The organism is Cellulosimicrobium sp. SL-1 (genome assembly GCF_011033075.1).
Lineage (GTDB): Bacteria > Actinomycetota > Actinomycetes > Actinomycetales > Cellulomonadaceae > Cellulosimicrobium > Cellulosimicrobium funkei.
Window position 1 is genome coordinate 62,906 of record NZ_JAACJC010000001.1, and the last position, 12,729, is coordinate 75,634.

The 12,729-nt window shown below is 68.7% G+C and carries 7 protein-coding genes; all 7 read left to right on the forward strand.

Annotation, left to right across the window (positions count from 1 at the left end; genetic code table 11):
- Positions 1-99: 99 nt before the first annotated feature.
- Entirely contained in the window at positions 100-630 is a 531-nt protein-coding gene (gene rplJ / locus GWJ10_RS00285; protein WP_021483443.1) for a 50S ribosomal protein L10, read from the forward strand.
- A gap of 114 nt (positions 631-744) precedes the next feature.
- On the forward strand, positions 745-1,134 hold the full coding sequence (gene rplL, locus GWJ10_RS00290; protein WP_021483444.1) for a 50S ribosomal protein L7/L12: 390 nt from the start codon (positions 745-747) through the stop codon (positions 1,132-1,134).
- A gap of 536 nt (positions 1,135-1,670) precedes the next feature.
- Positions 1,671-5,183, forward strand: coding sequence for a DNA-directed RNA polymerase subunit beta (gene rpoB, locus GWJ10_RS00295; RefSeq protein ID WP_021479867.1), 3,513 nt, complete (start codon positions 1,671-1,673; stop codon positions 5,181-5,183).
- Positions 5,184-5,299: 116 nt separating this feature from the next.
- Positions 5,300-9,181, forward strand: a complete 3,882-nt coding sequence (locus tag GWJ10_RS00300; RefSeq protein WP_021479868.1) for a DNA-directed RNA polymerase subunit beta' — start codon at positions 5,300-5,302, stop codon at positions 9,179-9,181.
- A 456-nt stretch (positions 9,182-9,637) separates the two neighbouring features.
- Positions 9,638-10,012, forward strand: a complete 375-nt coding sequence (gene rpsL, locus GWJ10_RS00305) for a 30S ribosomal protein S12 (protein WP_021479869.1) — start codon at positions 9,638-9,640, stop codon at positions 10,010-10,012.
- A complete protein-coding gene (gene rpsG, locus GWJ10_RS00310) occupies positions 10,012-10,482 on the forward strand; it encodes a 30S ribosomal protein S7 (protein WP_021479870.1) in 471 nt (156 codons plus the stop codon). Before rpsL ends, rpsG begins: the two co-directional genes overlap by 1 nt.
- 117 nt (positions 10,483-10,599) lie before the next feature.
- Positions 10,600-12,702, forward strand: coding sequence for an elongation factor G (gene fusA / locus GWJ10_RS00315; RefSeq protein ID WP_021479871.1), 2,103 nt, complete (start codon positions 10,600-10,602; stop codon positions 12,700-12,702).
- Positions 12,703-12,729: the final 27 nt, after the last annotated feature.

Here is a 12,729-nt window from a genome sequence, read left to right on the forward strand (position 1 = left end):
CCGGCCCCGCCGCGCGTGCGACTGCGAGCCCCGCGCCTGCGCGGGGCTCTTTCTCGTTCCGGGACGGACGCCGGTGGTACCACCACCGGAAGGATTGCCATGGCGAGGCCGGACAAGGCAGCCGCAGTCGCCGAGATCTCGGACAAGTTCCGCGACTCGAACGCTGCCGTGCTGACCGAGTACCGCGGGCTCACCGTCGCGCAGCTCAAGCAGCTGCGTCGGTCGCTCAGCGGCAACGCAACCTACGCCGTGGTGAAGAACACGCTGACCGCTATCGCGGCCAAGGAGGCCGGTGTCGAGGGACTCGACGCCGACCTGCAGGGCCCGTCGGCAATCGCCTTCGTCACCGGGGACCCGGTCGAGGCAGCCAAGGGTCTGCGTGACTTCGCCAAGGCGAACCCCGCGCTGGTCATCAAGGGCGGTGTCCTCGACGGGCGCCCCCTGACCGCCGCGGAGGTCACGAAGCTCGCGGACCTCGAGTCCCGTGAGGTCCTGCTGGCCAAGGCGGCCGGCGCGATGAAGGCCAAGCTCTTCCAGGCTGCCTACGTCTTCACCGCGAACACCGCCCAGGCCGCCCGCGTCATCGATGCCCTGCGTCAGAAGCAGGAATCGGAGGGCGCTGCCGCCTGATCCCGCGCCCGGGGCACGCCCCGGTCTCGTGATCCACGCAGCGCAAGCACACACCCCGCTTCTGGCAGGCCCGCACCGGGCCGCTGCCGAGCACCGACCGAAAGGAACGCCATCATGGCGAAGCTCAGCACCGACGAGCTCATCGAGCAGTTCAAGGAGCTCACCCTCATCGAGCTCAACGAGTTCGTGAAGGCCTTCGAGGAGACCTTCGAGGTCACCGCCGCCGCCCCCGCCGCCGTCGCGGTCGCCGCCCCCGCGGGTGGCTCGGGCGACGCCCCGGCCGAGGAGGAGAAGGACGAGTTCGACGTCATCCTCGAGGCTGCCGGCGACAAGAAGATCCAGGTCATCAAGGAGGTGCGCGCGCTCACGTCCCTCGGCCTGAAGGAGGCCAAGGACCTCGTGGACGGTGCCCCGAAGCCGGTCCTGGAGGGCGCGAACAAGGAGACGGCCGAGAAGGCCAAGGCTGCCCTCGAGGGCGCCGGCGCCACGGTCACCCTCAAGTGATCTCACCGGTCCCGTCCTGACGGGACCGGTCGCACGCCGCACGAGGCCCGCACCCCGCCCGGGGTGCGGGCCTCGTCGTTCCCCGGCGGCGGCGCCGGGCGGGCAGGAGGGCCCGGGGGCGGCCCCGCGGCGTCGCGCCGCGTCCCGGGGCGACCGGGATCCGACGGCGTCGGCGCACCGGCTTCACGGAACGGCCACGAGTGTGCCACCATGTGCGGGTCGACGACGCAGGACAGCGAGGTCGACAGCAACAGGTTCAGGCCCGCACGGTGGGCCGGAGGACGGGCGACGAGGCCCGTGCGAATACCGGCGAGGCGCGCAGCGTCCGGGGCCGGGTTGGGGGAGTGTGCCCCGAGGTTGTGTGGCGACGCCTTCTTGGGGTATGCTCACGCTTTGCGCTGTCCTGTGCCCCCGATCTCATATACCCCCGACCCCCTCGACGACGTACGTGCGCGTCCGCGAGGTGTCGTGGCGGCGGTGATCGTGTCCAGCCCGGCCGGTGCAGCGTTCTTTCGATCTGCAGGGAAGGACCCCTCTTGGCTGCCTCGCGCACCCCTTCTGCTCCGTCCGCCGACGCCATCGCGAACCGCACCGCATCGCGTCGCCTCTCCTTCGCCAAGATCTTCGAGCCGCTCGAGGTCCCCGACCTGCTGGGCCTCCAGACCGAGAGCTTCGACTGGCTGCTCGGCAACGAGGCGTGGCAGGCGCGCGTCGCCGCCGCGGCCGAGGCCGGGCGCCAGGACGTGCCCTCGACGTCGGGTCTCGAGGAGATCTTCGAGGAGATCTCCCCGATCGAGGACTTCGGGTCCTCGATGTCGCTGTCGTTCTCCAACCACCGCTTCGAGCCGCCGAAGTACACGGCCGACGAGTGCAAGGAGAAGGACTTCACGTACGCCGCGCCGCTGTTCGTCACCGCGGAGTTCGTCAACTACAACACCGGTGAGATCAAGAGCCAGACGGTCTTCATGGGCGACTTCCCGCTCATGACCGAGCGCGGCACGTTCATCATCAACGGCACCGAGCGCGTCGTCGTCTCGCAGCTCGTCCGCTCGCCCGGCGTCTACTTCGAGCGCGCCGCCGACAAGACGAGCGACAAGGACATCTTCTCCGCGAAGATCATCCCGTCGCGCGGTGCCTGGCTCGAGTTCGAGATCGACAAGCGCGACGCCGTCGGCGTGCGCGTCGACCGCAAGCGCAAGCAGTCCGTGACCGTGCTGCTCAAGGCGCTCGGCCTCACGGAGTCCGAGATCCGCGAGCAGTTCGCGGACTTCCCGTCCGTGCTCGACACGCTCGAGAAGGACCACGTCCACACGCAGGACGAGGCGCTCGTCGACCTCTACCGCAAGATCCGCCCGGGCGAGCCGCCGACGGTCGAGGCCGGCCGCGCGCTCCTCGAGAACTTCTACTTCAACCCGAAGCGCTACGACCTCGCGAAGGTCGGCCGCTACAAGGCGAACAAGAAGCTCGGCATCGACGCGCCGCTCAGCGACTCCACGCTGTCGGTCTCGGACGTCGTCGCGACGATCAAGTACCTCGCGGCGCTGCACGCGGACCACGCGAGCATCCCGGGCACCCGCAACGGCGAGGCCGTCGAGGTGCGCGTCGAGACGGACGACATCGACCACTTCGGCAACCGCCGCATCCGCGCCGTCGGCGAGCTCATCCAGAACCAGGTCCGCACGGGCCTGTCGCGGATGGAGCGCGTCGTGCGCGAGCGCATGACGACGCAGGACGTCGAGGCGATCACGCCGCAGACGCTCATCAACATCCGCCCGGTCGTGGCGTCCATCCGCGAGTTCTTCGGCACGTCGCAGCTCTCGCAGTTCATGGACCAGAACAACCCGCTCGCGGGCCTGACGCACAAGCGTCGTCTCTCGGCCCTCGGCCCGGGTGGTCTCTCGCGCGACCGCGCCGGCATGGAGGTCCGTGACGTCCACCCGTCGCACTACGGCCGCATGTGCCCGATCGAGACCCCTGAGGGTCCGAACATCGGTCTGATCGGCTCGCTCGCGTCGTACGGGCGCATCAACCCGTTCGGCTTCATCGAGACGCCGTACCGCAAGGTGACGGCGGGCAAGGTGACCGACGAGGTCGTCTACCTCACGGCCGACGACGAGGACCGCCACGTCATCGCGCAGGCGAACCAGACGCTCAACGCCGACGGCTCCTTCGCGGACGAGCGCGTGCTCGTGCGCACCAAGGGCGGCGAGGTCGAGATCGTCCCCGGCGCGCAGGTCGACTACATGGACGTCTCGCCGCGCCAGATGGTCTCGGTCGCGACGGCGCTCATCCCGTTCCTCGAGCACGACGACGCGAACCGCGCCCTCATGGGCGCGAACATGCAGCGCCAGGCCGTGCCGCTGGTCCGCTCCGAGGCCCCGCTCGTCGGGACCGGCATGGAGTGGCGCGCGGCCGTCGACGCGGGCGACGTCGTCGTCGCGACGAAGCCCGGTGTCGTCACCGAGGTCTCGGCCGACCTCGTGCTCGTCGCGAACGACGACGGCACGACCGGCAGCTACCGGATCGCGAAGTTCCGCCGCTCGAACCAGGGCACGAGCTACAACCAGCGCGTGCTCGTCGACGAGGGCCAGCGCGTCGAGCCCGGCTCCGTCCTCGCGGACGGCCCGGCGACCGACGAGGGCGAGCTCGCGCTCGGCCGCAACCTCCTCGTGGCATTCATGTCGTGGGAGGGCCACAACTACGAGGACGCGATCATCCTCAGCCAGCGTCTCGTGCAGGACGACGTGCTCTCCTCGATCCACATCGAGGAGCACGAGGTCGACGCGCGCGACACCAAGCTCGGCCCCGAGGAGATCACGCGGGACATCCCGAATGTCTCCGAGGACGTCCTGGCGGACCTCGACGAGCGCGGCATCATCCGCATCGGTGCCGAGGTCGGCGCGGGCGACGTCCTGGTCGGCAAGGTCACGCCGAAGGGCGAGACCGAGCTGACCCCGGAGGAGCGCCTCCTGCGCGCGATCTTCGGCGAGAAGGCGCGCGAGGTGCGCGACACGTCGCTCAAGGTGCCTCACGGCGAGTCCGGCACGGTCATCGGCGTGCGCGAGTTCAACCGCGAGGACGGCGACGAGCTGCCCGCGGGCGTGAACCAGCTCGTGCGCGTCTACATCGCGCAGCGCCGCAAGATCACGGACGGCGACAAGCTCGCCGGCCGTCACGGCAACAAGGGCGTCATCTCCAAGATCCTGCCCGTCGAGGACATGCCGTTCCTCGAGGACGGGACGCCGGTCGACGTCGTCCTCAACCCGCTGGGCGTCCCCGGTCGTATGAACGTGGGCCAGGTCCTCGAGACCCACCTCGGGTGGGTCGCGAAGCAGGGCTGGGACATCTCGCTCGCCGACGGCAAGGACCTCTCCTGGCGGGAGAACGTCCCGGAGATCGCCGCGACGTCCGAGCCCGGCCGTCCCGTCGCCACCCCGGTGTTCGACGGCGTCCACGAGGACGCGCTCACGGGCCTGCTCTCGACGACGATCCCGAACCGCGACGGCGACCGCATGGTCGGCGCCGACGGCAAGGCGCGCCTCTTCGACGGCCGCTCCGGCGAGCCGTTCCCCGAGGCCGTGTCGGTGGGCTACATGTACATCCTCAAGCTCCACCACCTGGTCGACGACAAGATCCACGCGCGCTCGACCGGCCCGTACTCGATGATCACCCAGCAGCCGCTCGGTGGTAAGGCGCAGTTCGGCGGTCAGCGCTTCGGCGAGATGGAGGTGTGGGCCCTCGAGGCGTACGGCGCGGCCTACACGCTCCAGGAGCTCCTCACGATCAAGTCGGACGACGTGCCCGGTCGCGTCAAGGTCTACGAGGCGATCGTCAAGGGCGAGAACATCCCCGACTCGGGCATCCCGGAGTCCTTCAAGGTCCTCCTCAAGGAGATGCAGTCGCTGTGCCTGAACGTCGAGGTGCTCTCGAGCGACGGCGTGTCCATCGAGATGCGGGAGTCGGACGACGACGTGTACCGCGCAGCCGAAGAGCTCGGCATCGACCTGTCGCGCCGCCCCAACGCGGCGTCCAGCGTCGACGAGATCTGATCTCGGGCAGGTGGGAGCGGGTCACCCCGCTCCGACCGACGACCCCCACACCAACCGTCTTTTTGGCGTCGGGGCCGGCCACGGCCGGTCCCGGCAGGCGAAGGAAGTAGGACAACTTGCTCGACGTCAACGTCTTCGACGAGCTGCGTATCGGCCTGGCCACGGCCGACGACATCCGTGCGTGGTCGCACGGTGAGGTGAAGAAGCCCGAGACCATCAACTACCGCACCCTCAAGCCCGAGAAGGACGGACTCTTCTGCGAGAAGATCTTCGGCCCCACCCGGGACTGGGAGTGCTACTGCGGCAAGTACAAGCGCGTGCGCTTCAAGGGCATCATCTGCGAGCGCTGCGGCGTCGAGGTGACGCGCTCGAAGGTGCGTCGTGAGCGCATGGGCCACATCGAGCTCGCCGCGCCGGTCACGCACATCTGGTTCTTCAAGGGCGTGCCCTCGCGCCTCGGCTACCTGCTCGACCTCGCCCCGAAGGACCTCGAGAAGGTCATCTACTTCGCGGCGTACATGATCACCTCGGTCGACGAGGAGGGCCGCCAGGAGGACCTCCCGAACCTCCAGAACGAGATCGACCTGGAGAAGAAGGAGATCGCGGACGCCCGCGACAACGACATCAACTCCCGCGCCCAGAAGCTCGAGGCCGACCTGGCCGAGCTCGAGGCCGAGGGTGCCAAGGCTGACGCGCGCCGCAAGGTCCGCGACTCGGCCGAGCGCGAGATGGCGCAGATCCGCAAGCGCGCCGACGCCCAGCTCGACCGTCTCGAGCAGGTGTGGGACCGCTTCAAGAACCTCAAGGTCGCCGACCTCGAGGGCGACGAGATGCTGTACCGCGCCCTCCAGGACCGCTACGGCACCTACTTCGAGGGCTCGATGGGCGCCGCGGCGATCCAGAAGCGTCTCCAGGACTTCGACCTGGAGGCGGAGGCCGAGTCCCTGCGCGAGACCATCCGCTCGGGCAAGGGCCAGCGCAAGACGCGTGCCCTCAAGCGCCTCAAGGTCGTCAACGCGTTCCTCACCACGACGAACTCGCCCACGGGCATGGTGCTCGACGCCGTCCCGGTCATCCCGCCGGACCTGCGCCCGATGGTGCAGCTCGACGGTGGCCGCTTCGCGACGAGCGACCTCAATGACCTGTACCGCCGCGTGATCAACCGGAACAACCGCCTCAAGCGTCTCCTCGACCTGGGTGCGCCGGAGATCATCGTCAACAACGAGAAGCGGATGCTCCAGGAGGCCGTGGACTCGCTGTTCGACAACGGCCGCCGTGGTCGTCCGGTCACCGGCCCGGGCAACCGCCCGCTCAAGTCCATCTCGGACATGCTCAAGGGCAAGCAGGGTCGTTTCCGTCAGAACCTGCTCGGCAAGCGCGTCGACTACTCGGGCCGTTCGGTCATCGTCGTCGGCCCGCAGCTCAAGCTGCACCAGTGCGGCCTGCCGAAGCAGATGGCGCTCGAGCTGTTCAAGCCGTTCGTCATGAAGCGCCTCGTGGACCTCAACCACGCGCAGAACATCAAGAGCGCGAAGCGCATGGTCGAGCGTGCCCGCCCGGTCGTGTGGGACGTGCTCGAAGAGGTCATCACCGAGCACCCCGTGCTGCTCAACCGTGCACCGACGCTGCACCGCCTGGGCATCCAGGCGTTCGAGCCGCAGCTCGTCGAGGGCAAGGCGATCCACCTGCACCCGCTCGTCTGCGCCGCGTTCAACGCGGACTTCGACGGTGACCAGATGGCCGTCCACCTGCCCCTGAGCGCCGAGGCGCAGGCCGAGGCCCGCATCCTCATGCTCTCGAGCAACAACATCCTCAAGCCGTCGGACGGCCGTCCGGTGACCATGCCCTCGCAGGACATGATCATCGGTCTGTACCACCTGACGAGCGACCGCGAGGGTGCCGAGGGCGAGGGTCGTGCGTTCGGCTCCGTGGCCGAGGCGATCATGGCGTTCGACCAGGGCACGCTGGACCTCAACGCCCGGGTGAAGATCCGCACCACGGACCTCGTCCCGCCGGTCTCCGGCTTCGAGGCTCCCGAGGGCTGGGAGGAGGGTCAGCCGATCCTCTTCGACACCACGCTCGGTCGCGCGCTGTTCAACGAGACGCTCCCCGTCGACTACCCGTACGTGAACTCGGTCGTCGACAAGAAGCGCCTCTCGGCGATCGTCAACGAGCTCGCGGAGCGCTACCCGAAGGTCGAGGTCGCGGCGTCGCTCGACGCGCTGAAGGCCGCCGGCTTCCGCTGGGCGACCCGCTCGGGCGTCACGATCGCGATCTCCGACGTGGCGACGCCCAAGGAGAAGGCCGTCATCCTCGAGCAGCACGAGGAGCGCGCGCTCAAGGTCCAGCAGCAGTACGACCGTGGTCTCATCACGGACGACGAGCGCCGTCAGGAGCTCATCGAGATCTGGACCCAGGCGACGGACAAGGTCGCGTCGGTCATGCGCGAGAACCTCGAGGCGAACGACCGCAACACCGTGTACCGCATGGTCGGCTCGGGTGCGCGTGGTAACTGGATGCAGGTCCGTCAGATCGCCGGTATGCGCGGTCTCGTGGCGAACCCGAAGGGCGAGATCATCCCGCGCCCGATCAAGTCCAACTACCGCGAGGGCCTGTCCGTCCTCGAGTACTTCATCGCGACGCACGGTGCCCGCAAGGGTCTGGCGGACACCGCGCTGCGGACCGCCGACTCGGGCTACCTCACGCGTCGTCTCGTGGACGTGTCGCAGGACGTCATCGTCCGCGAGGAGGACTGCGGCACCGAGCGCGGCCTGACCCTGCCGATCGCCGAGGAGCTCGCGGGCAAGCTCGTGCGCCACCCGAAGGTGGAGACGAGCGTCTACTCGCGCACCCTCGCGGCCGACCTGGTCGACCCCGACGGGAACGTCGTCGGCAAGGCCGGCGACGACGCGGGCGACGTCCTCATCGACGCCGCGGTCACCGCGGGCGTCCGCGAGGCCAAGGTCCGTTCGGTCCTCACGTGCGAGTCGCGCGTCGGCACGTGCGCCAAGTGCTACGGGCGCTCGCTCGCCACGGGCAAGCTCGTCGACATCGGCGAGGCGGTCGGCATCATCGCCGCCCAGTCGATCGGTGAGCCGGGCACGCAGCTGACGATGCGTACCTTCCACACCGGTGGTGTCGCCTCCGCGGACGACATCACGCAGGGTCTGCCGCGTGTCACGGAGCTCTTCGAGGCCCGCACCCCCAAGGGTGAGGCGCCCATCGCGGAGTTCTCGGGCCGCATCGCGATCGACGACTCGGAGCGCTCGCGCCGTCTGGTGCTCACGCCGGACGACGGCTCGGAGGAGATCGCCTACCCGGTGACGAAGCGTGCCCGCCTGCTCGTGCAGGACGGCGACCACGTCAACGTCGGCACGCAGCTCGTCCAGGGTGCGGTGGACCCGAAGAAGGTCCTGCGCATCCTCGGCCCGCGCGCCACGCAGAAGCACCTGGTGGACGAGGTCCAGGAGGTCTACCGCTCGCAGGGCGTGGACATCCACGACAAGCACATCGAGGTCATCGTGCGGCAGATGCTGCGTCGCGTGACCGTGCTCGACTCGGGCGACTCGCACCTCCTGCCGGGCGAGCTCGCCGAGCGCGGCCGCTTCGAGGACGCGAACCGTCGCGCGGTGGCGGAGGGTGGCCAGCCGGCCTCCGGCCGTCCCGAGCTGATGGGCATCACGAAGGCGTCGCTCGCGACGGACTCGTGGCTCTCGGCCGCGTCGTTCCAGGAGACGACGCGCGTGCTCACCGAGGCGTCGATGAGCGGTCGTCGTGACCCGCTCCTCGGCCTCAAGGAGAACGTCATCATCGGTAAGCTCATCCCGGCCGGTACCGGCCTTCCCCGGTACACCAAGGTCCAGGTCGAGCCGACCGAGCAGGCCAAGACGGAGCTCTACCCGAGCTTCGGCTACGACGAGATCGACTTCCCGGCGCTCGGCATGGGCTCTGGCGAGGCGATCCCGCTCGAGGACCTGGACTTCGGCGACTACCGCTGACGTCCCACGACGGGTGCCCGTCGGCTGCCGCGCCTCGTGCGCGGTGGCCGGCGGGCACCCGTCGTCGTCCCTCCTGCGGGACGACGACGAGCCCGGGGGAGCGGCCGTGCTCGCGACCTGCTCCTTTGACTCCTTGCCGGGTGGCAGGTAACCTGGTAAACCGTGCCCGCGCCGTCGGGCCCTCCGTGATGTCCCTGGCGGGACGGTGCGGGCGAGCGATCGTCGCACACCGCCGCGTGGCGGTCTCCGGACGGGCCGATGTGAGTGCCCGGGCACTCCGGATCCCGGTCCTGGTGGCGCGCTCGCGCCCACGGCCCGGAGCCGGACCATCGAGCCGGTGGTAGGTGGCTGCTGCAGCGTCTCTCGCGCTGCGGGTGCCTCGTGCGATCGGCTCCAGCAGCCAGCACGACCACCATCGGGGATAGCCCCGGTAGCTCGAGAAGACACGGAGACGTAGTGCCTACGATCCAGCAGCTCGTCCGCAAGGGGCGGACCTCGAAGGTGGGGAAGTCCAAGACTCCCGCCCTCAAGGGCTCCCCGCAGCGGCGCGGTGTGTGCACGCGCGTGTACACCACCACCCCGAAGAAGCCGAACTCCGCGCTGCGCAAGGTCGCTCGCGTGAAGCTCTCCTCCCAGGTCGAGGTCACGGCCTACATCCCCGGCGTCGGCCACAACCTCCAGGAGCACTCCATCGTGCTCGTGCGCGGCGGTCGTGTGAAGGACCTCCCGGGTGTGCGCTACAAGATCGTGCGCGGCGCGCTCGACACGCAGGGCGTGAAGAACCGCAAGCAGGCCCGCAGCCGCTACGGCGCCAAGAAGGAGAAGAGCTGATGCCTCGCAAGGGCCCGGCCCCGAAGCGGCCGCTCATCGTCGACCCGGTCTACGGGTCTCCCGTCGTCACGCAGCTCATCAACAAGGTGCTGCTCGACGGCAAGAAGTCCACCGCCGAGTCGATCGTCTACGGCGCCCTCGAGGGCGTCCGGGCGAAGACGGACGGCGACCCGGTCGTCGTCCTCAAGCGCGCGCTCGAGAACGTCCGCCCGGCGCTCGAGGTCCGCTCGCGCCGCGTCGGTGGTGCGACCTACCAGGTCCCGGTCGAGGTGCGCCCGGCGCGTGCGACGACCCTCGCGCTGCGCTGGCTCACGGACTACTCGCGCGCCCGTCGCGAGAAGACCATGACGGAGCGCCTCATGAACGAGATCCTCGACGCCAGCAACGGCCTCGGCGCCGCGGTCAAGCGCCGCGAGGACATGCACAAGATGGCGGAGTCCAACAAGGCCTTCGCCCACTACCGCTGGTAGTCCGCACGACGGGCCCCGGGGACCGGAGCGTCCCCGGGGCTGTCGGCGGGTCCGAGGCCGGTCATCCCGGTCCGAGCAGCGCCCCCGACTCAACCCATCTAACGAGGGAAGCAGACCGTGGCACTTGACGTGCTGACCGACCTGAGCAAGGTCCGCAACATCGGCATCATGGCCCACATCGATGCCGGGAAGACCACGACCACCGAGCGCATCCTGTTCTACACGGGTGTGAACTACAAGCTCGGCGAGACGCACGACGGCGCGTCCACGACCGACTGGATGGAGCAGGAGAAGGAGCGCGGCATCACGATCACGTCCGCCGCCGTCTCGTGCTACTGGAACAAGAACCAGATCAACATCATCGACACGCCCGGCCACGTCGACTTCACGGTCGAGGTCGAGCGCTCCCTGCGCGTGCTCGACGGCGCCGTCGCCGTCTTCGACGGCAAGGAAGGTGTCGAGCCGCAGTCGGAGACGGTGTGGCGCCAGGCGGACAAGTACAACGTCCCCCGCATCTGCTTCGTCAACAAGATGGACAAGCTCGGCGCGGACTTCTACTTCACCGTCGACACGATCATCAACCGCCTCAAGGCGAAGCCGCTGGTCATCCAGCTCCCGATCGGGGCCGAGAGCGACTTCACCGGTGTCGTGGACCTGCTCGAGATGAAGGCGCTCGTCTGGCACGGGGAGACCCAGCTCGGCGAGGCGTACGACACCGAGGAGATCCCCGCGGACCTGGTCGAGAAGGCCCAGCAGTACCGCAGCGAGCTCGTCGAGGCCGTCGCCGAGGCCGACGAGGAGCTGCTCGAGAAGTACCTCGGTGGCGAGGAGCTGACGATCGCCGAGCTCAAGGCCGGCATCCGCAAGCTCGTCATCGCGGGCGAGGCGTTCCCGGTCCTGTGCGGCTCCGCGTTCAAGAACAAGGGCGTCCAGCCCATGCTCGACGCGGTCATCGACTACCTGCCGTCGCCCCTCGACGTGCCGGCCATCGACGGTCACGACCCGAAGGACGAGGAGAAGGTCATCCAGCGTCACCCCGACGCCTCGGAGCCGTTCTCCGCGCTCGCCTTCAAGGTCGCGGCGCACCCGTTCTTCGGCAAGCTCACCTACGTGCGCGTGTACTCCGGTCGTGTCGAGCCCGGCCAGCAGGTCGCCAACTCGACCAAGGGCAAGAAGGAGCGCGTCGGCAAGATCTTCCAGATGCACTCCAACAAGGAGAACCCGGTCGACGAGGCGAGCGCCGGTCACATCTACGCGGTCATCGGCCTCAAGGACACCACGACCGGTGACACGCTGAGCGACATGGCGAACCCGGTCATCCTCGAGTCGATGAGCTTCCCCGAGCCCGTCATCGACGTGGCGATCGAGCCGAAGACGAAGGCCGACCAGGAGAAGCTCTCCACGGCGATCCAGAAGCTCGCCGAGGAGGACCCGACCTTCCGCGTCAAGCTGGACGACGAGACCGGCCAGACCGTCATCGGCGGCATGGGCGAGCTCCACCTCGACATCCTCGTCGACCGCATGCGTCGCGAGTTCAAGGTCGAGGCGAACGTCGGCAAGCCGCAGGTCGCGTACCGCGAGACGATCCGCCGCAAGGCCGAGAAGATCGAGTACACGCACAAGAAGCAGACCGGTGGGTCCGGGCAGTTCGCGAAGGTCCAGGTGACCTTCGAGCCGCTCGACACGTCCGAGGGCGAGCTCTACGAGTTCTCCAACGCGGTCACCGGTGGTCGCATCCCGCGCGAGTACATCCCCAGCGTCGACGCCGGCATCCAGTCCGCGATGGAGCTCGGCGTGCTCGCCGGCTTCCCGCTGGTCGGGGTGAAGGCGATCCTGCTCGACGGCGCCTACCACGAGGTCGACTCCTCGGAGATGGCGTTCAAGATCGCCGGCTCGATGGTCCTCAAGGAGGGCGTCAAGCGGGCGGACCCGGTTCTGCTGGAGCCGGTGATGGCGGTCGAGGTGCGTACGCCCGAGGAGTACATGGGCGACGTCATCGGCGACCTGAACTCACGTCGTGGAATGATCCAGTCCATGGAGGACGCGACGGGTGTGAAGGTCGTCCGGGCCCACGTACCGTTGTCAGAGATGTTCGGGTACATCGGTGACCTCCGGTCCAAGACCCAGGGTCGTGCGGTGTACTCGATGCAGTTCGACAACTACGCCGAGGTTCCTCGGAACGTTGCCGAAGAGATCATCAAGAAGACCCGGGGCGAGTGAGTCCCCACAGGTCGAAGACCCGCACAA